Here is a 22,835-nt window from a genome sequence, read left to right on the forward strand (position 1 = left end):
ACACGCGAGGAGTTGGTCGATGGTGGATCGCGAGGAGAGGATCAGGCAGCGCGCTCACGAGATCTGGGAAATGGAAGGGCGGCCCGACGGTCGCGACCAGGAACACTGGGAACGCGCCCACCGGGAAATTGATGCGAAGCAGGGCGAAACACCTTCCGGTCAAGCCAATGAACCGCGTTCGCCGGATGATCCTACCGCCGGCAAGCCGCAGCCGCGCCAAACAGCCCCCGCGAGCCCGTCTCGCGCGAAACGGTAGCGCCGTCAGGGCATGAAGAATCGCCACACGCAGGTATGGTCAGTATGACTTGCCAAGATGCCGGTACTACTGGTGTGAGGTGGCGGACCCGATACGATTCGAACGTACGACCTCTGCCTTCGGAGGGCAGCGCTCTATCCAGCTGAGCTACGGGTCCCGCACCTGGACCGGACCTGTGGTCCGACGCGGCGGACCATACTGGATCGGCCTCTGGTGGGCAACAGCGGCGGCGAGGCCCATTCGCCGCGCGCCTCAGCGGGGCGGTGCGCCGGTGCTCGCAGCAATGAGCGACGAAAAGGCGTCCATGGCGGCCTCCGCCGAGACGCGGCCGTCGTGCTTTTCGCGCGCGATCGCTTCCGCCGCACCCAACAGCCCGATGCACGTGAGCTTCAACGCGTCAGGTCCCAACGGGGAAAAAGGCTGAAGGGCCCGGTGCATGATGTCGACATAGTCGTCGATCATGGCGCGCTGCTGCGCTGCCATGGCCTCGCTGCCCTTCAGCGCCGCCGAGATGGCCGGGGCTTCGGGGCCGAGATCGGTCTGGCAATTGAAATAGGCCCTGCTCATCACGTCCGCGATCGCGTGGAGGTCGCGCGGCGTGGCGCGCAGGGCATCGCGCAGCGCCTGCACGTAGCGGTCCTCCAGGCGCTGTGAGAGCGCCAGAAGCAGACCCGCCCGCGTCCCAAAGTGGTCATAGGCAATGGGCCTGCTGACGCCGGCCTTGGCCGCGAGCGTACCCAAGGTCAGCCCGTCGGCGCCGTCGGCGCGAACGATCGTCATGGCCACGTCGAGCATCTGCTCGCGGCGCCTGTCCTTCGGCAGTTTCACCAATGCGTCGGTCCCGGCTTGATTTCTACATTCTGTAAGTTACATTTTGTAGGTATGAAATCAAGTGAGGATCTCATGAGCGACGTGACCGTGATCGGCCTTGGCGAGATGGGCAGCGCCCTGGCGCGCGCCTTCCTGGCGGCCGGCAAGTCGGTCGTGGTCTGGAATCGGACCCCGGCAAAGGCCGCGCCCCTGGTGGATCTAGGGGCTGTGCATGCCTCCACTGTTTCCGACGCCGTGGCAGCCAGCCCTGTCCTGGTGGTGTGCCTGTCCGACTATGCGGCAACCACCGGCGTGCTGAGCGGGGACGGCGTGGCCGAGGGGCTCGGCGGCCGACTGATCGTGCAGTTGACGTCGGGGACGCCCCACCAGGCGCGCGCGCTTGAGTCTTGGGTGGCTGCGCACGGCGCCCACTATCTCGACGGTGCCATCGCGGCTTGGCCGCGCCAGATCGGCGGGCCTGACGCCGGCATTCTCATCGTCGGCAGCGAAGCGCTGTTTACCGTGGCCGAACCGCTGCTGAAGCTGCTGGCGGGCGGCCTCACCTACACGGGTGCGAACATCGGCCATGCCAAAGCACTGTTCGGTGCGGCGCTTGCCTACTTTGCCGCGCACTGGATCGGCTTCAGCCACGGTGCGGCCATCTGTGAGGCCGAGGGGCTCGATGTGGGCATGTTCGGCGAGATGATGGCGGGGATGTCCCCGTCGTTCGCGCAAGACTTGCGTCACATGGGGCGCGCCATCGCCGAAGACCGCTTCGACAAGCCGGAAGCCACCCTCAAGACGGTCAGCGCCGACGTCGCCCGGCTTGTCGAACTGTCGCACGATCTGAAAATCGGCGCGGCGTTTCCAAGCTTCGCCGCCGGCATATTCCGACGCGCGGTGGACGCGGGCTTCAGCGCCGAAGAGCCCTGCGCGATCGTCAAGGTGCTGCGGCGCGTCTGATCGGCCTCCTAGGCTACTGCCAGTGGCGATGCATCCCGTGCCGCGATAGCCTGCCGGTGCAGACGCCGAGAAGGGAACCATGCCAGAACCGTCCGTGCGCATCGAAAAGGGCCTGGGGCCACAGGGCCGAATCGCGGTGGTGCGTTTCGACCGCGGCGACGATATCAACGCGCTGTCGATGGCGGCGATCCGGGATCTCACGGAAGCCGCGCGATCGTTCGAGGATGATATCGACACCTCGGTCGTGGTGCTGACCGGCACGGCGCGGGCCTTCTCCGCCGGCTTCGATCTCAAGGAGCCGGCCGGCAAGGCGCGCGGATCGCTGCCGCTGGGCCAGCGTCGCGTCGCGCTGCGCAACGGCCCGCGGCTGGCCAAGGCCTGGTACGAGTTGGATCAGGTCACGATCGCGGCCATCGAGGGCCATTGCATCGGCGGCGGCGTGGCGCTGGCCGTGGCGCTCGACTTCCGCTTCTGCGGCCGCAGCGCGCACTTCCGCGTGCCTGAGTTGGAGCTGGGCATGAACATGACCTGGGGCTCGGTGCCGCGCATGCTGCAGCTGATGGGACCGGCGCGCACCAAGCAGGCCGTGATCCTGGCCTCGGATCGCATTTCCGCCACCGAAGCGCTGGAGTGGCGCCTGGTCGAAAAGGTCGTCGATGATGGCCAGGCCTTCGCCAGCGCCATGGCGTTCGCCGAGCGGATCGGTGCGCAGCCGCCGATCCCGGTGCAGATGACCAAACAGACCGTCAACCGACTGGCCGGCGCGCTCGACGATGTGGCGAGCCAGATGGAGATGGACCAGTTCGCGCTGGCCACGACCAGCGACGATCACCGCGAAGGCGTCGAAGCCTTTATCGCCAAGCGCAAACCGGTATTCCGCGGGCGGTGACCCTCGGGAGCGCAGGTCGCCTGAGCCCGCGGTCCCAGGTTGGTTACGTCGCTGGAGTCGGATCAGGGCGCGTCGGCAGCGCGTCCAGCACCGCCAGGCGCTGGTCCTCGTTCATCATCACCCAGCGCGCGATCTCGTCGAGCGTGCGCTTGCAGCCGCGGCACAGGCCGCTCTGGGGATCGATGACGCACACCGATATGCAGGGCGACACGATCGGCCGGCGCTGCGGGCGAGGAGGGGAGTCAGTCATGTCTCGTCATGCTGTACCGGGCGCCTTCGCGGCGCGCGGTGGTAGCGCTCAGCCCTCGCGGCGGGTCGAGATCTGGCTGAGCTGGCTCTGCAGTTCCTCGAGCTTGCGGCGCAGATCGTCGAGCGCCTGCGTGTCGCCGCCGCCCTCGCGTGGGCGCTCGGCCGGCGGCGGTGCCACGGGCGCCACCGGCGGGGTGGCATTGCTGTCGGGTGTGGCCTGTGGCGCGGCGCCCTGGGCGCCCATGCCTGGCACTGCCGCCATGAACGGGTTGAACATCTTCATGGCCTGCTCGAACATGGCCATGCTCTGGCGCGTCTGCTGTTCCATCTGGGCGAACGGGTTGAAGCCGAAGGCGCCCTGCATGGCCTTGCGCATCTGTTCCTGGTTCTTGGCGAAGCTCTGCATCGACATTTCCAGGTACTGCGGTACCAGGGCCTGCAAATTGTCGCCGTAGAAGCCGATCAGCTGGCGCAGGAACGAGATGGGCAGCAGGTTCTGCCCCTTGCTCTCTTCCTCGAAGATGATCTGCGTCAGCACCGAGCGCGTGATGTCATCGCCACTCTTGGCGTCGTAGACGACGAAGTCCGTCTTGTCCTTCACCATCTGTGCCAGATGGTCGAGCGTGACGTACATCGAGGTCGACGTGTTGTAGAGGCGTCGGTTGGCGTACTTCTTGATCACCACCGGCGCCGGTTTCGCGCTCGGAATACTCTCCGCTGCGGCCATGTCATGCCTCGCACGGTTCGTTTGTGGCGCTGCATCTAGTGCGCCGCACAATACACGAACGTAGCGCGCGCACGGGACTTCTACAAGTGGGGGTGTGCACTGCGATACGACACGTGCAGAACGGATGCTGCGCAGCATAGGCTCGGCTATACTGCCGCCATGGCCGACGACTACGATGCGCTCGCCAAGCGCTACCTCGATCTGTGGCAGAACCAGCTTTCGGCCCTGTCGTCGGATCGCCAGCTCACCGAGACCATGGCGCGTTTGCTGGCCACCACCAACGCCAGCATGGCCGCTGCTTTCGAGACCGCGCGGAAGGCACACGCTGATGCCCGACATGCCACTGCCGCCGGGGCCACCGGCGCCTCGCCTGGGACCGCGTCCGCTGCCGCTGCACCTGCTGACGGCATTGCAGACCTGGGGCAGCTGCGCGCTCGGCTTGACGCCCTCGAACGACGGGTCGCCGAACTCGAGGCCCGGCCCCGACCGCGACGACGCACCCCCAAGCCCAAGCCGCCTGAGCCTGCCGCCTGAGGCGGCGGCCGATCCGGCCGCGTTCCGCGATGCCCTGCGCCGCGAGACGGTGCGGCGGCTCGATCTGCTGGCCGCCGGCGTGCTGGCCTATCGCCAGCATGCCGTCCGGCGCGTGCTCGACGATCCGCCGCCGGCCTGGCGCGAGGGGGCAACCTGCCTGCGCGATGTCGGCGCGGCGCAGGGCGTGTCGGTGGCGGCCGATGCGGTGCCGGTGCTGGTGGTGCCGTCGCTGGTGAACCGCTGGCAGGTGCTCGACCTGGCACCGGGCAAGAGCTTCGTGCGCGCGCTCGCCGCCGAGGGCTTCCGGCCGTTCGTCGTTGATTGGGGTACACCGGGCGAGGACGAGCGCGACATGAACGCGGCCGGCTGCGTCAAGCGGCTGGCGCGCGGGCTCGAGCATCTCGCCGCGACGTATGGGCGTCCGCTGCCGGTGATCGGCTACTGCATGGGCGGCACGTTGACCGTGGCGCTCGCCGCGATCCAGCCGGCGGCTGTGTCGGGCCTGGTGGCGCTGGCAACGCCGTGGGACTTCCATGCCGACCGTACCGGGCAGGGCATGCTGGTGACGATGGGGCCGGCACTGGCGGAACTGGCGCGCACGGCGGGGGAGTTGCCGACCGACATCATCCAGACGCTGTTCTACTCGCTGGACCCTTGGCTGGTGATCAACAAGTTCCTGCGCTTCGCCACTCTGGACATGGCGTCGGACGCCGCGCGCGATTTCGTGCTGCTGGAGGACTGGCTCAACGACGGTGCGCCGTTGCCCGAGCGCGTGGCACGCGATTGTCTGCTGGGCTGGTACGGCGACAACCTGACGGGGCGCGGCGAATGGGTCGTCAACGGCCGCGCGATCCGTCCGCGCGACATCGCTGTGGACGCGCTGGTCGTGATCCCGGCCAGCGATCGCATCGTGCCGCCGTTGTCGGCCGCGGCGCTGGTTGGCCCCAAGGGCCTGCCCAACGCCACGCGATTGGATTTACCGCTGGGCCATATCGGCATGATGGTGGGCAGCAGTGCCGCCAAGCGCTGCTGGCGTCCAGTGATCGATTGGCTGCAAGCGCGTCGGTCGTAGCCTTCATGGTTCACCATGAAGCTTCCCAAGTTCGCGATGGCGCGCGCGGCATTACAAATTTGTGCTAAAGTGCTGCCGTCTCGCACCAACGCGGGAGGTGACAATGGCTAAAGGTCAGAAGAGATCCGGCAGGGAGCCCAAGAAGCCGAAGAAGCCGGCGAAGGGCAAGTAACAGCCACTGGCCTTCCCCGCGCCTGGCGCGGGGAAGGCGGAAGACGATCCGCTCCTGGCCGCGTCCGCGGCAACCGACCTGACAACACGCTCCGTGCTCATCGCTACGATGTGGTGCGATCCGACTGAAGGTCGGGGAAATCCGTTTCCGCGAACCGGATCCGCGCGCCGGTCGGCTGCGCATCGCGCTCGTGCTCGATGCGGCGCAGCTGCACGCGACGGATCTTGCCGGAGATGGTCTTGGGCAGATCGGTCACGAACTCGATCTGGCGGATGCGCTTGAACGGCGCCAGGCGGGCGCGCGTGTGCTTGAAGATCGACAGTGCCGTCGCCGCATCAGGCGTCGATCCCGGCACCAGCGCGACATAGGCTTTGGGCACCGACAGCCGGATGGCATCGGGTGCCGGCACGACCGCCGCCTCGGCGACGGCGGCATGCTCGATCAGCACGCTCTCCAGTTCGAACGGGCTGATGCGATAGTCGGACGACTTGAAGACATCGTCGGCGCGGCCGACGAAATGGAAGTAGCCATCGTCGTCGAGATAGGCGACATCGCCGGTACGGTAGACGGCTGCATCGGCGCCAGCCACATCGCCGCCGGCGTCCTGATAGCCCTGCATCAGGCCCGCCGGCCGCTTGTTGCCCAGGGTGATGCTGACCTCGCCCTCGCGCGCCGTGTTGCCGTCCGGATCCAGCACCTCGATCGTGTAGCCCGGCAGCGGGCGGCCCATCGAGCCGTCCTTGACGACCTGGCCTGGCGGATTGGCGATCTGGGCTGTGGTCTCGGTCTGGCCGTAGCCGTCGCGGATGGTCAGGTTCCAGGCCTGCTTCACCTGCTCGATGACCTCGGGGTTGAGCGGCTCGCCGGCGCTGCACACCTCGCGCAGCGCGATCTTGCAGGCGGCGAGGTTCTCCTGGATCAGCAGGCGCCAGACCGTCGGCGGCGCGCAGATCGTGGTGACGGCGCAGCGCTCCAGGACCGCCAGCAGGCTCTTGGCCTCGAAGCGCGGCTGGTTGACGACAAAGATGGTGGCGCCGGCATTCCAGGGCGCGAAGAACGAGCTCCAGGCATGCTTGGCCCAGCCCGGCGACGAGATGTTCATATGGACGTCGCCCGGCTGCAGGCCGAGCCAGTACATGGTCGAGAGCGCACCCACCGGATAGCTGCGATGGCTGTGCCGCACCAGCTTCGGCTTCGACGTGGTGCCCGACGTGAAATAGAGCAGCATCGGATCGTCGGCCGCGGTCGGTCCGTCCGGCGTGAAGGTGTCCGGCTCGCCGGCGGATTCCGCATATGATCGCCAGTCGGCGTCGCTGGCCGTGCCGGTGACGATTTTGGTAATGCCTTCGGTGGGCAGGCCCTTGAACTTGGCGACCTGGTCCTCGCCCGCCACGACGAAGCGGGCGCGGCCGCGCTCAAGGCGATCGGCAAGCTCATCCTGGGTCAGCAGGGTCGTGGCCGGGATCACGACGGCACCCAGTTTCATGGCCGCCAGCATTGTCTCCCACAACGGCACCACGTTACCCAGCACCAGCAGCAGGTGATCGCCGCGCCGCAGGCCCAATCCGCGCAGATAGTTCGCCACCTGGTTGGAGCGGCGCGACAGCGCGGTGAAGCTCAGCTTGGTCTCGCTGCCGCTGGCGGTGTCGACGATCCACAGCGCCGGCCGGGCGCCGCTCTTCGGATCCTGCGCCAGGCCGGCATCGAACCAGTCCAGGGCCCAGTTGAACGGCACGGGCTCGGGCCAGCGGAAGCCTGCGATGGCCGCAGCATAGTCCACGCGGTGCTTCAACAAGAACTCACGTGCTTCTTGGAACGTTGGCATCCCACTCTCCCGGCAATCATGTGTCGCGGCGCCTGGAAGATTCACCACAGAGACACAGAGTGCACAGAGGAAACACAGAGAAAAGACCAAGGTGCGCCTCAACGCGCAATCTCCTCTTTCTCTGTGCCCCTCTGTGTCTCTGTGGTGAATCTTCCTGTCTCAGACGCACTACTGCTTTGATCACTCTGCCGCAGTGCGCGGGGCTTCGACCAGGAAATCGAAGTCGCACCCCTGGTCTGCCTGCAGCACGCTGCGCTGGAACAGGCCGGCGTAGCCGCGTGCCGGGGTCGTGACCTCGGTCGGGGGGCGCCAGGCCTGGCGCCGCATCTCCAGCGTCGCGGCGTCGACCAGCAGCTCGATGCGCCGCGTCGGCACGTCGAGCGTGATGCGATCGCCGCTCTGCACCAGTGACAGCGGCCCGCCGATGGCAGCCTCCGGCGTGATGTGCAGCACGATGGTGCCGAACGCCGTGCCGCTCATGCGCGCATCCGATATGCGCACCATGTCCTTCACGCCCTGGCGGGCGAGCTTGCGCGGGATCGGCATGTAGCCAGCCTCGGGCATGCCCGGCGCACCCTTGGGGCCGGCGTTGCGCAGCACCAGCACGTCGTCCTTGGTGACGTCGAGGTTGTCGTCGTCGATGCGCAGGGTCATGTCCTCGACCGAGTCGAAGACCACGGCGCGGCCGGTGTGCTGCATCAGATGCGCCGACGCAGCGGACTGCTTGATGACGGCGCCGCGCGGCGCCAAGTTGCCGCGCAGCACCGCCATCGCACCGGTGGCGCTGAGCGCGGTGGCGCGCGTGCGGATGATGGTCTGGCCCGGCACGTCGGTGGCGGCGTCGATCGCGGCGCCCAGTGTCTGTCCTGATATCGTCATGGCATCGAGCGCCAACAGCTCGCGCACCTCGCGCAGCATGCGCATGGTGCCGCCGGCCCAGTGGAAATGCTCGAGATAGTGCTCGCCCGACGGCTTGAGGTCAGCCAGCACCGGCACGTCGCGGCCCAGCTGGTCGACCTCGTCGAGATCGACCGCGACACCGCAGCGGCCGGCGATCGCCGTCAGATGCACCAGTCCGTTGGTCGAGCCGCCCAGCGCCTGCAGGGTCACCAGCGCGTTGCGGAAGGCATCCTTGGTCATGATCTCGCGCGGCCGCGGTCCGTTCTTGGCCAAGGCGACGGCGCGGGCGCCCGACGCCTCGGCGGCGCGCAGCCGGTCGGCGTGCGTCGCCGGGATGGAGCCGCTGCCCGGCAGCGACATGCCCAGCGCCTCGGTGACGCAGGCCATGGTGCTGGCCGTGCCCATCACCATGCAGGTGCCGGTGGTGGGCGCCAGCCGGCCGCTCACCTCTTCGATCTCGGCCTCGGAGAAGGTGCCGGCGCGGTGTTGCCCCCACAGGCGGCGGCAGTCGGTGCAGGCACCCAGCACCTCGCCCTTGTAGTGGCCGACCAGCATCGGGCCGGTCACCAGCATGATGGCGGGGATGTCGGCGCTGGCCGCCGCCATGAGCTGCGCCGGCACGGTCTTGTCGCAGCCGCCGATCAGCACCACGGCGTCCATCGGCTGGGCGCGGATCATCTCCTCGGTGTCCATCGCCATCAGGTTGCGCAGGAACATGCTGGTGGGATTGGAGAACGACTCGTGGATCGACACGGTGGGAAACGACATCGGCAGCCCACCGGCCAGCATGACGCCACGCTTCACCGCGTCGATCAGCTTGGGCACGTTGCCGTGGCAGGGATTGAAGTCGCTGAAGGTGTCGGTGATGCCCACGATCGGCCGGTCGAGCGCATCGTCGCTGTAGCCCATGGCCTTGATGAAGGCCTTGCGCAGGAACAGCGAAAAGCCGGGATCGCCATAGCTGGCCAGTCCCTTGCGCATGCCCGTGGCCATGGTGGCCTCCTCTCATTATCGCCTCACGCACCTGTCATCCCGAGCTCAGCGAGGGATCTTTCAGCGTGGCGCACCGTGCGTCTGCATCGAAAGATCCCTCGCTATGCTCGGGATGACAGGAGACTCTATATCTGTCGCCCCGCCTTTTCCCAGTAGGGCGCGCGGAGCTTGCGCTTGAAGATCTTGCCCGAGTCCTCGCGTGGCAGGCCATGCTGGAATTCGACCAGCTTCGGCACCTTGTAGCCCGCGGTGCGTTCGCGCAGATAGGTACGCACGGCATCGGCCGTGAGGTCGGCGCCTTCCTGCGGCTCGACGTAGGCGGCCAGCGACTCGCCGTACTCCTCGTCGGGAATGCCGAACACGGCGCAGTCCTGCACGCCCGGCATGCCGATCAGCACCGCCTCGATCTCGGCCGGATAGATGTTCACGCCGCCGGAGATCACCATGTCGCGCACGCGATCGCACAGGAACAGATAGCCGTCGTCGTCGACGTAACCGACATCACCGCAGGTGATCAGGCCCTGGCGCTCGATCTCGCGGCGCTTCTCGTCCATGCCGTTGTAGGTGAAGTCGGGGAAGCCGCCGATGCGCAGATACACCTCGCCGATGTCGTTCGGCCCGAGTTCCTTGCCGGCGGCATCGAGGATCTTCACCACGGCGCCCGGAATGGGCTTGCCCACCGTGCCGGGCTTGCGCAGCGCTTCTTCCGAATTATGGAAGATGGCACCGCCGGTTTCGGTGCCGCCGTAGTACTCGTTGATGATCGGCCCCCACCATTCGATCATCTGGCGCTTCACGTCGGGCGGGCAGGGTGCCGCGGCGTGGGTGACGAATTTCAGCGACGACAGGTCGTACTTGCGGCGCACGTCGGGCGGTAGCTTCAGCAGCCGCACGAACATCGTGGGCACCATGTGCAGATGCGTGATGCGGTGCTGCTCGACCTGGCGCAGCAGGTCCTCGGCATCGAAGCGCGGCTGCAGGATCACCAGCCCGCCGTCGCGCGCCGCCGACAGGGCGTAGAGGTTCGGCGCCGAGTGGTAGACCGGGCCGGTGACCACGGTGCGCATGCCATCGCCCGGCCGGATATCGAAGATGCGTGCCACCATGGCGCCCATAGCGGCCTGCATCTCGGGTGTCGCCGGCTCGCGGCGCACGCCCTTGGGTCGGCCGGTGGTGCCCGAGGTGTAGATCATGTTGGTGCGGGCCGGCCGCGGCGGCTGGTTCCACGGTGTCTGCCGCGCCACCCAGTCGTCCCACGCCACTGCGCCCGGCGGCACCGCACACAGATCGGCGGCGATGCCGTAGGCATCGCGGATCTCCGGCGGCGTCGGCACGACAAAGACGCTGACGTCGGCGGGAATGCCGTCCTTGATCTGCGGCAGCAGGTCGGCGTGCACGACCACGGCCTTGGCGCCGCAATCCGTGACGATGTAGCCGGCCTCGTCGGCTTTGAAGTGCCAGTTCACCGGCACGGCATAGGCGCCGACCAGGCCGGCGCCCATGGCGGCCTCGAAGAAGGCGAAGTCGTTGCGCAGAACCAGCGCCACGGCGCCATTCTCGCCGATGCCCAGCGCGGCGAAGCCCGATGCCGCCCGCGCCGCGCGCTCGAACAACGTGGCCTGTTTCAATTCGCGCGCGCCGCTGACGATCACCCCATCCATACGATCCTCCTCTTGTCTGTCATGCCGAACGTAACGAGGAACCAAGGCTGGCGCCTAGACATCTCGCTGCGTCCGGCAGGATGGAGCGAGCGCTCGGCCGCCTAGCGGAACAGGCGGCAGGGTTTGGTGTCGGACATCTCGCAGACCAGGACGGTCTTCTCCTTCTGCAACACGATGAACAGCGTCTGCACGCCGGCCATCGAGGCCGCCTTGACCTCGTAGCCGTCGCGCACGGCCTCGGCCAGGGTGATGGCATGGGCTGATGCCATGCCGGCGAGCAGCAATGTCGTAGCGAGGAACAGTCGCTTCATCAGGGCTCCCCATCGGGGCGTCGGCGTCGCATGATGCGATCCGTACGAACGGGATATTCCATGCGATCCGAGGCCGGCACAACCGGCCCGGCACCAGGGACGGGAAGGACGCATGATCAGGAAGTTGTTGATCGCCAACCGGGCGGAGATCGCGATCCGGATCGCCCGCACGGCGGCCGAGATGGGCATTGTCACGACAGGCGTCTTTTCCGAGGACGACGCGGCGTCGCTGCACACGCGCAAGGTCGACGAGGCGCGACCGCTGCGGGGTGCCGGCGTGGCGGCGTATCTCGACATGGCGCAGATCATCGACATCGCGCGGGACGCCGGCTGCGATGCGATCCATCCCGGCTACGGCTTCCTGAGCGAGAACGCCGCGTTTGCGCAGCGCTGCGCCGAGGCCGGCCTTACCTTCGTCGGCCCGCGGCCCGAGACCCTGGCGGTCTTCGGCGACAAAGCCAAGGCGCGGGCGCTGGCGCAAGCCTGCAAGATCCCGGTGCCGGCCGGCACGTCGGGGACGACCACGCTCGCGGCGGCGCGCCAGTTCATGGAGCAGCTGGGCGAGGGCAGCGCCGTCATGCTCAAGGCTGTGGCCGGCGGCGGCGGTCGCGGCATGCGGCCAGTGCACCATCCCGACGAACTGGAACAGGCCTATGCGCGCTGCGCCTCGGAAGCACAACAGGCCTTTGGCGACGGCGCGCTCTATGTCGAGCAGCTGCTGCCGCGCGTGCGTCATATCGAGGTGCAGGTGGTGGGTGACGGTAGCGGTGCCGTCGCCCATCTGTGGGATCGCGACTGCTCCCTGCAACGCCAGCGCCAGAAGCTGATCGAGATCGCGCCGGCGACACATCTGCCGGCGGAGGTGCGCGCGGCGCTGCTGGAGGCCGCCACGACGATCGCGGCGGCCTCCCGCTATGCCGGTCTCGGCACCGTCGAGTTCCTGGTCGAGACGCAACCCGCCACCCGGCCGCGGTTCTTCTTCGTCGAGGCCAATGCACGCTTGCAGGTCGAGCACACGGTGACCGAGGAAGTGCTGGGCCTCGACCTTGTGCGCCTGCAACTGGCGATCGCCGGCGGCGAAACGCTGGCAGGGTTGGGATTGACGCAGGATCGTGTGCCGGCGCCGCGCGGCACGGCGGTGCAGGTGCGCATCAACATGGAGACCATGGCGCCCGACGGCACCAGTCGCCCCGCCGGCGGCACGCTCGTCGCCTACGATCCGCCGTCGGGTCCCGGCATCCGGGTCGACGGTTTCGGCTACGCCGGCTACCGCACCGGCGTGCGCTTCGACTCGCTGCTGGGCAAGCTGATCGTGCACGCCGGCGCCGGCGACCTGGTGGCGGCCCTGGGCAAGGCTTACCGCGCGGTGTGCGAGTTCCGCATTGCCGGCGTCGCCACCAACACGGCCTTCCTGCAGAACCTGCTGCGCCATCCCGACGTCATCGCCGGGCGCGTCGATACCCGCTTCGTCGAAACGCACATCGCGGCCCTCCTGGCGACGGACAATGGCGAGCATGCCAGGCTGTTCTTCGAGCCGGCGGGCGCCGCCACGGCATCGCCGCGGCTGGCTGGCGTGAAGCTCGACAGCGCCGATCCACTGGCTGTCCTGGCGCTGGGCAAGCAGGAGACCGCCGCGCCAGCCGTCGCTTTCGACGAACTGGTCGCGGGTGCCGCTGGCGAAACGGAGGGACCGGAAGGCACCACGCCGCTGGTGGCGCCCATGCAAGGCACCATCGTCAGCCTCTCGGTGCGTGTCGGCGATACCGTGCGCGCCGGCCAGCCCGTGCTGGTGATGGAAGCGATGAAGATGGAGCACGTGATTGCCGCCGACACCGCCGGCATCGTGCGCGAACTCACGGTCGGGCAGGGTGATACCGTGTTCGAGGGGCACGCGCTCGCCTTCATCGAGCCGGCCGAGGTCGCCGGCGCCGTGGCCGAGCGCAGCGACGACGGCGATCTCGACGCGATCCGCCCCGACCTCGCCGAAGTGCTCAAGCGCCAGGGTGTCACCCAGGACGCGGCGCGGCCCGATGCCGTGGCGCGCCGGCGCAAGACCGGTCAGCGCACGGCGCGCGAGAACATTGCCGCGCTGTGCGATCCCGGTTCGTTCGTCGAGTATGGCTCGCTCGCCGTGGCGGCGCGGCGCCAGCGCAACACGCTCGAGGAGCTGATCGAGCGCACGCCGGCTGACGGCATGGTGATGGGCCTGGGCCGCGTGAACGGCGACCTGTTCCCCGATGCGCAGGCGCGGGTGGCGGCGATCGCCTACGACTACACGGTGCTCGCCGGCACCCAGGGCTACAAGAACCACGAGAAGAAGGACCGCATGTTCGAGCTGGCGACGCACTGGCGCCTGCCGATCGTGTTCTTCACCGAAGGCGGCGGCGGCCGGCCCGGCGATACCGACGGCGTGTTCGCCGGCCAGCTTCACGTGCGCGCGTTCGAGCTGTTCAACAAGCTCTCCGGCCTGGTGCCGCTGGTCGGCGTGGTGTCGGGCCGCTGCTTCGCCGGCAACGCAGTGATGCTGGGCTGCTGCGACGTCATCATCGCCACCGCCAACGCCAATATCGGCATGGGTGGCCCGGCCATGATCGAGGGCGGCGGGCTCGGCATCTTCCGGCCCGAGGACGTCGGACCGATGAGCGTGCAGGTGAACAACGGCGTGGTCGACATCGCCGTCGCCGACGAGCCGGAGGCGGCGCAGGTCGCGAAGAAATATCTCTCCTACTTCCAGGGCGCGGTCGCGCAATGGGACTGCGCCGATCAGCGCCGGCTGCGCAAGCTGATCCCGGAGAACCGGCTGCGCGTCTATGACGTGCGCCAGGTGATTGCGAGCCTGGCCGATACCGATTCGGTGCTGGAACTGCGACCGCGCTTTGGGCGTGCGCTGATCACGGCGTTCATCCGCATCGAGGGCCGGCCGATGGGCGTGCTGGCCAACAATGCGATGCACCTGGGCGGCGCCATCGACAGCGATGCTGCCGACAAGGCGGCGCGCTTCATGCAGCTGTGCGATGCCTTCGACATCCCGCTGCTGTCGTTGTGCGACACACCGGGCAACATGGTGGGCCCCGAGGCCGAGAAGGCGGCGCTGGTGCGCCATTGCAGCCGCGTGTTCGTGACCGGCGCCAACCTCACGGTGCCGATGTTCTCCGTCGTGTTGCGCAAGGCGTATGGCCTGGGCGCGCAGGGCATGGTAGGCGGCAGCTTCCGCGCGCCGTTCTTCGCCGTGGCGTGGCCCACGGCCGAATTCGGTCCGATGGGGCTCGAGGGTGCGGTCAAGCTCGGCTATCGCAACGAGATCGCGGCCATCACCGATCCCGCCGAACGCAAGGCGTTCTTCGATCGCATGGTGGCGCAGATGTACGAGCAGGGAAAAGGATTGAGCGCCGCATCGCTGTTCGAGATCGACGACGTCATCGATCCCGCCGACACCCGCCGCTGGATCATGGGCGGCCTGCGCTCCTTGCCGCCGCCCAAGCCGCGCGAGGGCAAGAAGCGGGCATGGGTGGATACGTGGTGATTGATGAACGCAGCGTCACCAAAGGAGCGAGATGCATGGATGCGATGCACGCGTTCCATGTTGCGCTGCAGCATGACCTGTGCGACAAGCCCGCCGACATCGCCCAGGGACAGCGCTGGGCCGGCTTGAGCCGGCGGGAACGGCGGGTCTACAGTCAGGGGCGGTCGCAAGTCCCGCGTAGCCACACACACCGCGTCGTGGCGGTCGCCTCGGGCGCCGCGCCGCCTTTCCGGAGGGGATGTTCATGACCGATATCGTCATCGCCGCAGCAGCACGCACACCAGTGGGTAGTTTCAATGGCGCGTTCGGCGGACTGCCCGCGCATGAACTGGGCAGGATTGCCGTCAAAGGGGCGATGGACCGTGCCGGCGTGAAGCCGGAAGAGGTCGATGAGATCATCCTCGGCCAGATCCTGCAGGCCGGCCAGGGCCAGAACCCGGCGCGCCAGGCGGCGGTGAATGCCGGCGTGCCGGTCGAGAAGACCGCGTTCGCCATCAACCAGCTCTGCGGTTCGGGCCTGCGCGCGGTGGCGCTGGGCTACCAGGCGATCCGCAACGGCGATGCCAACATCATGGTGGTGGGCGGCCAGGAGAGCATGAGCCAGGCGCCGCACGTGGCGCATATCCGCGACGGCGTGAAGATGGGCGAGCTGAAGTTCGTCGACTCCATGCTCAAGGACGGCCTGTGGGACGCCTTCCACGGCTACCACATGGGCAACACCGCCGAGAACGTGGCGCAGAAGTACCAGATCACCCGCGCCGAGCAGGACGCGTTTGCCTGCTCATCGCAGAACAAGGCTGAGGCGGCGCAGAAGGCCGGCCGCTTCAAGGACGAGATCGTCCCGGTCACCGTGAAGACCCGCAAGGGCGACGTCGTCGTCGACAGCGACGAGTTCCCGCGCCACGGCACCACGGTCGAGGCGCTGGGCAAGCTGCGGCCGGCGTTCAGCAAGGACGGCTCGGTGACGGCCGGCAACGCCTCGGGCATCAATGACGGCGCCGCCGCCGTGGTGTTGATGACGGCGGACGAGGCCAAGAAGCGCGGCGTCAAGCCGATGGCCAAGATCGTGTCGTGGGCCACCACCGGCGTCGATCCGTCGATCATGGGCATCGGCCCGGTGACCGCCACCAAGAAGGCGCTCGAGAAGGCCGGCTGGACGGTCAAGGACCTCGACCTGGTCGAGGCCAACGAGGCATTCGCCGCCCAGGCGCTGGCGGTCGGCAAGGAGCTGGGCCTCGACCCCGCCAAGCTCAACGTCAATGGCGGCGCCATCGCCATCGGCCACCCCATCGGGGCCTCGGGCGCACGCATCCTCACCACCCTGTTGTTCGAGATGCAGAAGCGCGATGCCAAGAAGGGCCTCGCCACCCTGTGCATCGGCGGCGGCATGGGCATCGCCATGTGCGTCGAGCGGACGTAGAAGATTCACAGATCGTTTTTGCATTGCAGCATGACTGTCAAGGGTCTTGCTGCAGTGCAGCATTTTCGGTAGAAGATCATCCGGCAGCCGGCGACAAGGCACGGCCGGCAAGCAAGACGCGTAACCTGGGAGGATATCATGGCTCGCGTGGCATTGGTCACTGGCGGCACCCGCGGCATCGGCGCGGCCGTCTCCAAAATGTTGAAGGACAAGGGCTACACCGTGGCGGCGAATTACGCCGGCAACGATGAGGCCGCGAAGAAGTTCAAGAGTGAGACCGGCATCGCCGTCTACAAGTTCGACGTCGGTGACTTCGCCGCCGTGCAGGCGGCGGTGGCGCAGATCGAGAAGGATCTCGGTCCGATTGACGTCGTGGTCAACAACGCCGGCATCACGCGCGACGGCACCATGAAGCGGCTCAGCCGCGATCATTGGGACGCCGTGATCGATACCAACCTCGGCTCGTGCTTCAACGTCTGCAAGGCGGTGTGGGACGGCATGAACGGCCGCGGTTTCGGCCGCATCGTCAACATCGGCTCGATCAATGGCCAGGGCGGCCAGTACGGCCAGGTCAACTACGCCGCCGCCAAGTCGGGCATCCACGGCTTCACCAAGGCGCTGGCCCAGGAGGGCGCCGCCAAGGGCGTCACTGTCAACGCCATCGCGCCGGGCTACACCGACACCGACATGGTCTCGGCCGTGCCGGCGCCGGTGCTGGAGAAGATCGTCGCCAAGATCCCCGTCGGCCGGCTCGGCAAGGCCGACGAGATCGCGCGCGGCGTGGTGTTCCTGGTCGCCGACGACGCCGGCTTCATCACCGGCTCGACGCTCAGCATCAACGGCGGCCAGCACATGTACTGAGCTTCCTGGGAGCGCGGCTGCGGCCCGCGTTCCCCGGCAAAAGCTATGCGGTCGCCTGTGTGCATAGCGCCGAAGCGCGCGCGGAGAGACGCCCGCGCTCCCAGGAACCAAGGCACTTGCCTGTGACGTCCGCAAACCGCGAGCACGGGCCGTACCATCCGCACTAGAGGGACCTCACCGAACAGAGGTGAGGTCCATGCAGAGCGACGACAGCAAAGCACTCGTCAAGGCAGCGTGGGCTGCCTTCGCCAGCCGCGATCCCGACCGGATCGCGGCTTTTTTTACGGACGACGCCGAATGGCGGGCGCCGGCCGGCAACGCCACGGCCGTCGCGCTCGACGTGACGCATCACATGGTCGGCGCCGCCGCGATCGCGGCCTTCATCGCGACCGGCATGCGACGTCTCTTCACGGATGTATCGATCACGTTTCGCGGCTTTCACGCCGACGGCCCCATTGTCGTGGTCGAGGAGCGCATGTCGGCGCGGCTGCCCAACGGCATCGCCTACGCCAACGACTATTGCTTCATCTTCGAATGCGGCGACGGCCGCATCGCGCGCGTGCGCGAATACATGGACACGCTGGGCGGCCATCAACAGGTGTTCGCCGCGGGACACCCGCTGCGCGGTGACGGCGGTACGAGCGTGGGTTGACGCGCTGGGGGCGCGCGACTCCGTCGCGCGTCTTCTTTTCAGCACCCCATGACGCGCCACGGAGTGGCGCGCGCCCAGCGTGTGATCATCGCGACGTGGTCGTACCTACGTCAGCGTCAGCTTCATCACCATGCGCAGCAGATACGCGATGCCCGCGACCGCGGCGACGCCGCCGAGCCACAGCAGGATGAACCAGCCGAGGCGGCGCCAGCGCGGATGGGCAGGAACCGGCAGCGCCATGTCAGTGATGATAGCCGCTGCCGGGTGTCACCTTGCCGCGGAACACCCAGTAGGCGTAGCCGGTGTAGATCAGGATGATCGGCAGCAGCACGGCAGCGCCGGCCAGCAGGAACTTCAGGCTCGCCTCGGGTGCGGCGGCGTACCAGATCGTGACCGACGGTGGCACGATGTGCGGATAGAGACTGATGCCGAGGCCGACATAGCTCAGCACGAAGAGCGCCAGCGCCAGCAGGAACGGCAGCAGCTCGCGGCGGTTGCGCACGGCACGCCAGAAGCCGAACGCCGTTGCCGCCACCAGCAGTGGCACCGGTGCGGCGTACAGAACGGCCGGCCAGGCGAACCAGCGTTGGGCATACGTGGGATTGAGCAGCGGCGTCACGGCGCTCACGATGACAATGAACGCCAGCAGCGCCGCGCCCAGCGGCAGGGACCAGCGAAAGCAGCGCGCCTGCAGGTCGCCCTGTGTCTTGTAGACCAGCCACGTCGCGCCCAGCAGCGTGTAGCCGGTCACCAGCGCCAGGCCGGTGAGCACGCTGAACGGCGTCAGCCAGTCCCACCAGCCGCCGGCATAGGCACGGTTCTCGATCCGGATGCCCTGTACCAGCGCGCCGAGCGCGATGCCCTGGCACAACGCGGCCACCAGCGAGCCGCCGGCGAAAGCGCCGTCCCAGAAGCGCCGGCCGCGATTCGTGCGGTGGCGGAACTCGAAGGCGACGCCGCGGAAGATCAGCGCCACCACCATCAAGGTGATGGGCATGTAGAGCGCCGGCAGCGCAATCGCATAGGCCAGCGGAAAGACCGCGAACAGCCCGCCGCCGCCCAGCACCAGCCAGGTCTCGTTGCCGTCCCACACCGGTGCGATGCTGTCGATCGCCACATCGCGATCGTGCGGATCCTGCATCGCGGGAAAGAGGATGCCGATGCCGAGGTCGAAGCCGTCGAGGATCACGTAGGCCAGCACCGCGAACGCGATCAGGCCGGCCCACAGGAATGGCAGGTCGAAGGTCATGGCGCCTCTCCACCTGCCGTCAGGCGGCCGACGGCACCGCCGACCAGTGCCGGTTTGGCGGCGTCGGCAACGGGTATCGGCCCGGGTTCGTCGGCCGTGGGCGCTTGGCGCATCAGGCGCATCAGGTAAAAGACGCCGGTGCCGAACACAGCGAAGTAGACGACCGCGAAGATGGCGAGCGACGTGGCCACCGCCGGCGCCGCGATCGGCGACACCGACTCGGATGTGCGCAGCAGGCCATACACCGTGTAGGGCTGCCGGCCGACCTCGGTCGTGATCCAGCCGGCGATCACGGCGATGAAGCCGGCCGGTCCCATGGCCACGGCGAAGCGGTGCAGCCACGGCGCATCGTACAGAAAGCCGAGCCAGCGCCCCAGCAGGCTCCACAGGCCCAGCAACACCATCAGCACGCCGATGCCGACCATGATCCGGAACGACCAGAATACGATCGTGGCGTTGGGCCGGTCCTCGCGCGGCCATTCCTTCAGGCCTTTGATCTCGCCGTCCCATTCATGAGTCAGGATCAGGCTGCCCAGGCGCGGGATCTCAATGGCATAGCGGGTGGTCTCGGCCGCCATATCAGGCCAGCCGAAAAGAATGAGGGGTGCACCGCGCTGGGTCTCGAAGTGGCCTTCCATCGCGGCGATCTTGGCCGGCTGGTGCTTCAGCGTATTGAGCCCATGAAAATCACCGACGACGATCTGCAGCGGCGCCACCAGGGCTGCCATCCACATCGCCATGGAGAACATCGTGCGCGCCGATCCGTTGTAGCGGTCGCGCAGCAGATGCCAGGCGCCGACCGCGCCCACGACCAGCGCCGTCGTGAGGTAGGCCGCCAGCACCATGTGCACCAGGCGATAGGGGAATGACGGGTTGAAGACGATGGCCCACCAGTCGACCGGCACGAACTGCCCGTTGGGCGCCACGGCATGTCCAGTCGGTGTCTGCATCCAGCTGTTGGCCGACAGGATCCAGAACGCCGAGATCAACGTGCCGATGGCCACCATCATGGTGGCGAAGAAATGCAGGCCACGGCCGACACGGTTCATGCCGAACAGCATCACGCCCAGGAAGCCGGCCTCGAGGAAGAACGCCGTCAGCACTTCGTAGCCCATCAGCGGGCCGAGGATCGGTCCGGTGCGGTCGGCATAGGGGCCCCAGTTGGTGCCGATCTGGTAGGCCATCACCACGCCCGACACGACACCCATGCCGAACACCAGTGCAAATATCTTCAGCCAGTAGCGGAAGACCCGCAGGTAGACATCGCGGCCGGTCCACAGCCACAGCCCTTCGAGCACGGCCAGATAGCTGGCCAAACCGATCGAAAACGCCGGAAAGACAATGTGGAACGTGATGACGAAGGCGAACTGAAAGCGCGCCAACAGCAAGGCATCGAAGAGGTCGGGCATGCCGTCTCTCCCGATGCGCCGGCGAGCCCGGCACATCATTTCATTCTGATCATCCTAACGCGTTTCGTATTTAAGCGACAGCCGGACGATTGGCGCGGGGACGCGTTGTCGCTGCGACAGGTGTGCAACTGTGAATGTTGCGACACGTCGTCATCCCGAGCGCAGCGAGGGATCGCCGCGCAACAGAGACTCCCTTCGCGAAAGATCCCTCGCAGCGCTCGGGATGACGGGCCCTGGCCGGGAGTCTACACCGCGACTTTTTCCAGCAGATCCACCAGCGGGCCGGGTGCTGTCACCATGGCGTCGTGGCCGGTGGCCAGCTCGCGAATCTGCCAGCCGAGGTTCACCTGTGCCATGCGCCGGAACAGTGCGTGGTCCATCATCGCCGGCCGGTTGCAGGCGACGTAGATGCACCGGATGCCGTTGCCGACCGGGTTCTGCAGGATCAGCGGCGGCTCGAAGGTGCGGGCCGGATGGGCGGTGAGGTTCTGCTGAACCCAGGCCAGGTCAGCCGGGTTGGGAATGCCGAAATTCGTTGCCGGCGGCGGCGGGATCGCGGCTGGCCGTCGCGGATCGCGGCCGGCCGGCAGCCCCAGGCTCTGGCCGCTCTCCAGCACCACGGCATCGAGGAACACCAGGCGGCGCAGGCGCTGCGGCACGCGGTCGGCAACACCGGTGATCACCGCGCCGGCGTAGGAGTGCCCCACCAGTACGGTATTCCACAGCTTGCGCGTGCTCAGCAGGTCGACGATCTCCTCGATGTGCGTGTCGAGCGTGATGGCGTCGCTGAGTTCGCCGACACGCTCGCCGACTCCCGCCAGGGTCGGTGCTTCGACGCGATGCCCGCGCGACTCCAGCATGGGCACCACGCGCTGCCAGCACCAGGCGCCGTGCCAGGCACCGTGGATCAGTACGAAACTGTAGGCTTCCTGGGCGCGTGCCGTGGTGGCGCCTGCCAACGTTGCGACGGTCGCGGTGCGCAGGAAGGAACGGCGATGCATGGGCGCTCCGGGCGTTGTGTTCTTCATGTGGTGGAGGCGCCACCAGGCTGGAGGACATTGACGCTGCCGCCCATGGCAGCTTTGCGGCAAGCTGCTCACGTTCTCGCGAGCGGATTCGTGTCGGTGCGCGGGGTGCGTTTCGATGAGCCTGCATAGGTGCGCAAGACGCGATCGGCGATCTCGATCCTGTCGCGGCCGCCGTCAATCGAGGACGGCACCTGCCCGTCGATCAGCAGGTTGGCCAGGCCGTGCACGAAGGACCAGGCACTGACAGCCATCAGGTCGACGTCGTTCCCGCCGGCAACGGCGGCAACCCGTGTGCGCAGCGCCGCGAAACTGGCAGACGACGCCGCGCGCAGCTCGGCGAAGCCGGCTTTGTCGATTGCATCGGAGAACATCAGCCGGAAGATCGTGGGGTCATCCAGCGCGAACCCGACATAGGCGAGGCCCGCGCCATGCAGGCTGTCGCGTGCATCGACCGCCATGCGCGCCGCCAGCCGACGAAACCCCTCGGCGGCCAGCGCCGCCAGCAGGGCCTCGCGCGTGGCGAAATGCTTGTAGGGCGCGTTATGCGAAACGCCGAGCCGGCGCGCCACCTCACGCAAGCTCAGCGCTGCCGGGCCCTGCTGATCCAGCAGCCGTTTGCCTTCCTCCAGCAGCGCTGCCCGCAGGTCGCCGTGATGATAGCGGTTGGCCGGCTTGGCGCGCGGCCGGCGCCGGCGCGGCGGCGCTGCTTCGGCTGAAGCGGAATCGGTCATCACGTTCCGGGCATGAAGTTGACATCGACAACACTACGACGCGGATCGCCGGCTGGCAAATGCAAGGCTTGGGTTGATGGTGGCAGGTCGCGGCCGCATGCTGAGGCTGTTGTTCAAACACGGCGGAGAGAGTCCATGTCTGACGGTTTCCTGATCGAGTACGACGCGGCGGCGCCCGAGGCGAAGGCGGTGTTCGACGAGATCGCGGCGGCGCGTGGCATCGATCCGCGGCAGGTCAACAATTTCTGGAAGGCGATGGCACGCCACCCGGCGCAGATGCGGCGCATGTGGTCGACCATGCGCGCCGTGATGACCGACGGCGCGCTCGACATGCGCACCAAGGAGATGATCTACCTCGCGGTCTCGGTGACCAATGCCTGCGACTATTGTGTGGCCTCGCACACGGCGCAGGCGCGCAAGCGGGGGATGACCGAGGACATGTTCGGTGAACTCATGGCCGTCGTGGGCCTCGCCAACGAAACCAACCGACTGGCCAACGGCTATCGGGTACCTGTCGACGACGTGTTCAAGGTACCCTGACACTGCCAACAAAAATCGAGGGATGCGGTCGGCGGTGGCGCCGTAAGCAGCCATAAGACG

General features: G+C 67.5%; 21 protein-coding genes and 1 tRNA gene. 9 read left to right on the top strand and 13 right to left on the bottom strand.

Annotation, left to right across the window (positions count from 1 at the left end; all coding sequences use genetic code 11):
• The first annotated feature begins 19 nt into the window (after positions 1-19).
• Entirely contained in the window at positions 20-256 is a 237-nt protein-coding gene (locus FQU96_RS37700; RefSeq protein ID WP_146546578.1) for a DUF2934 domain-containing protein, read from the top strand.
• 80 nt (positions 257-336) lie between these two features.
• On the opposite strand, the gene FQU96_RS37705 is transcribed toward FQU96_RS37700, so the two are convergent.
• Positions 337-413: transfer RNA gene (locus FQU96_RS37705), tRNA-Arg, on the bottom strand.
• Positions 414-508: 95 nt separating this feature from the next.
• Positions 509-1,051, bottom strand: a complete 543-nt coding sequence (locus FQU96_RS37710) for a TetR/AcrR family transcriptional regulator (RefSeq protein ID WP_146546579.1) — start codon at positions 1,049-1,051, stop codon at positions 509-511.
• A gap of 108 nt (positions 1,052-1,159) precedes the next feature.
• On the opposite strand from FQU96_RS37710, the gene FQU96_RS37715 reads away from it, so the two are divergent.
• Both FQU96_RS37715 and FQU96_RS37720 read left to right on the top strand, forming a co-directional pair.
• Positions 1,160-2,029 carry an NAD(P)-dependent oxidoreductase gene (locus tag FQU96_RS37715; RefSeq protein ID WP_146546580.1) on the top strand — a complete coding sequence of 290 codons (870 nt, stop codon included), beginning with the start codon at positions 1,160-1,162 and terminating at the stop codon, positions 2,027-2,029.
• A gap of 79 nt (positions 2,030-2,108) precedes the next feature.
• Positions 2,109-2,918: an enoyl-CoA hydratase/isomerase family protein gene (locus tag FQU96_RS37720; RefSeq protein ID WP_146546581.1), complete on the top strand. Its 810-nt coding sequence runs from the start codon at positions 2,109-2,111 to the stop codon at positions 2,916-2,918.
• 43 nt (positions 2,919-2,961) lie between these two features.
• Here the strand turns inward: FQU96_RS37720 and FQU96_RS37725 are convergent, their stop codons facing one another.
• Both FQU96_RS37725 and phaR read right to left on the bottom strand, forming a co-directional pair.
• Entirely contained in the window at positions 2,962-3,168 is a 207-nt protein-coding gene (locus FQU96_RS37725) for a DUF1289 domain-containing protein (protein ID WP_146546582.1), read from the bottom strand.
• Between the two features lie 48 nt (positions 3,169-3,216).
• Positions 3,217-3,894: a polyhydroxyalkanoate synthesis repressor PhaR gene (gene phaR, locus FQU96_RS37730; protein ID WP_146546583.1), complete on the bottom strand. Its 678-nt coding sequence runs from the start codon at positions 3,892-3,894 to the stop codon at positions 3,217-3,219.
• Positions 3,895-4,222: 328 nt separating this feature from the next.
• Between phaR and FQU96_RS37735 the strand changes: the two genes are divergently transcribed.
• Positions 4,223-5,500 carry an alpha/beta fold hydrolase gene (locus FQU96_RS37735; RefSeq protein ID WP_218575029.1) on the top strand — a complete coding sequence of 426 codons (1,278 nt, stop codon included), beginning with the start codon at positions 4,223-4,225 and terminating at the stop codon, positions 5,498-5,500.
• Between the two features lie 275 nt (positions 5,501-5,775).
• Here FQU96_RS37735 and FQU96_RS37740 read toward each other — a convergent pair whose 3' ends face one another.
• From FQU96_RS37740 to FQU96_RS37755, 4 genes are all read right to left on the bottom strand, one after another.
• Positions 5,776-7,497 (bottom strand): AMP-binding protein, encoded by a 1,722-nt coding sequence (locus FQU96_RS37740; protein WP_146546584.1) that lies wholly within the window; start codon positions 7,495-7,497, stop codon positions 5,776-5,778.
• Positions 7,498-7,677: 180 nt separating this feature from the next.
• Positions 7,678-9,390: an IlvD/Edd family dehydratase gene (locus FQU96_RS37745; protein WP_146546585.1), complete on the bottom strand. Its 1,713-nt coding sequence runs from the start codon at positions 9,388-9,390 to the stop codon at positions 7,678-7,680.
• A 125-nt stretch (positions 9,391-9,515) separates the two neighbouring features.
• Entirely contained in the window at positions 9,516-11,042 is a 1,527-nt protein-coding gene (locus tag FQU96_RS37750; protein ID WP_370461641.1) for an acyl-CoA synthetase, read from the bottom strand.
• Between the two features lie 110 nt (positions 11,043-11,152).
• Positions 11,153-11,362 carry a hypothetical protein gene (locus FQU96_RS37755; protein WP_146546587.1) on the bottom strand — a complete coding sequence of 70 codons (210 nt, stop codon included), beginning with the start codon at positions 11,360-11,362 and terminating at the stop codon, positions 11,153-11,155.
• Between the two features lie 112 nt (positions 11,363-11,474).
• On the opposite strand from FQU96_RS37755, the gene FQU96_RS37760 reads away from it, so the two are divergent.
• The 4 genes from FQU96_RS37760 (at position 11,475) to FQU96_RS37775 (ending at position 17,818) form a co-directional block, all read left to right on the top strand.
• Positions 11,475-14,885, top strand: coding sequence for a carboxyl transferase domain-containing protein (locus FQU96_RS37760; protein WP_146546588.1), 3,411 nt, complete (start codon positions 11,475-11,477; stop codon positions 14,883-14,885).
• A gap of 244 nt (positions 14,886-15,129) precedes the next feature.
• The gene (locus tag FQU96_RS37765) at positions 15,130-16,305 is read left to right on the top strand and encodes an acetyl-CoA C-acetyltransferase (RefSeq protein WP_146546589.1); all 1,176 of its coding nucleotides are present in this window, start codon (positions 15,130-15,132) and stop codon (positions 16,303-16,305) included.
• A 138-nt stretch (positions 16,306-16,443) separates the two neighbouring features.
• On the top strand, positions 16,444-17,166 hold the full coding sequence (gene phbB / locus FQU96_RS37770) for an acetoacetyl-CoA reductase (protein ID WP_146546590.1): 723 nt from the start codon (positions 16,444-16,446) through the stop codon (positions 17,164-17,166).
• 196 nt (positions 17,167-17,362) lie between these two features.
• Positions 17,363-17,818, top strand: coding sequence for a nuclear transport factor 2 family protein (locus tag FQU96_RS37775; protein WP_146546591.1), 456 nt, complete (start codon positions 17,363-17,365; stop codon positions 17,816-17,818).
• Between the two features lie 105 nt (positions 17,819-17,923).
• On the opposite strand, the gene FQU96_RS37780 is transcribed toward FQU96_RS37775, so the two are convergent.
• The 5 genes from FQU96_RS37780 to FQU96_RS37800 form a co-directional block, all read right to left on the bottom strand.
• Complete coding sequence (locus tag FQU96_RS37780; RefSeq protein ID WP_146546592.1) at positions 17,924-18,058, bottom strand: DUF2474 family protein; 135 nt, start codon at positions 18,056-18,058, stop codon at positions 17,924-17,926.
• Position 18,059: 1 nt separating this feature from the next.
• Positions 18,060-19,067 (bottom strand): cytochrome d ubiquinol oxidase subunit II, encoded by a 1,008-nt coding sequence (cydB, locus tag FQU96_RS37785; RefSeq protein WP_146546593.1) that lies wholly within the window; start codon positions 19,065-19,067, stop codon positions 18,060-18,062.
• Positions 19,064-20,476, bottom strand: a complete 1,413-nt coding sequence (locus tag FQU96_RS37790) for a cytochrome ubiquinol oxidase subunit I (RefSeq protein WP_146546594.1) — start codon at positions 20,474-20,476, stop codon at positions 19,064-19,066. Before FQU96_RS37790 ends, cydB begins: the two co-directional genes overlap by 4 nt.
• Before the next feature lie 245 nt (positions 20,477-20,721).
• Positions 20,722-21,477 carry an alpha/beta fold hydrolase gene (locus FQU96_RS37795; protein ID WP_178131039.1) on the bottom strand — a complete coding sequence of 252 codons (756 nt, stop codon included), beginning with the start codon at positions 21,475-21,477 and terminating at the stop codon, positions 20,722-20,724.
• Between the two features lie 95 nt (positions 21,478-21,572).
• The gene (locus tag FQU96_RS37800) at positions 21,573-22,235 is read right to left on the bottom strand and encodes a TetR/AcrR family transcriptional regulator (protein ID WP_146546596.1); all 663 of its coding nucleotides are present in this window, start codon (positions 22,233-22,235) and stop codon (positions 21,573-21,575) included.
• Between the two features lie 135 nt (positions 22,236-22,370).
• Between FQU96_RS37800 and FQU96_RS37805 the strand changes: the two genes are divergently transcribed.
• Complete coding sequence (locus FQU96_RS37805) at positions 22,371-22,775, top strand: carboxymuconolactone decarboxylase family protein (protein WP_146546597.1); 405 nt, start codon at positions 22,371-22,373, stop codon at positions 22,773-22,775.
• Positions 22,776-22,835: the final 60 nt, after the last annotated feature.

This window comes from Reyranella sp. CPCC 100927 (assembly GCF_007859315.1).
Lineage (GTDB): Bacteria > Pseudomonadota > Alphaproteobacteria > Reyranellales > Reyranellaceae > Vineibacter.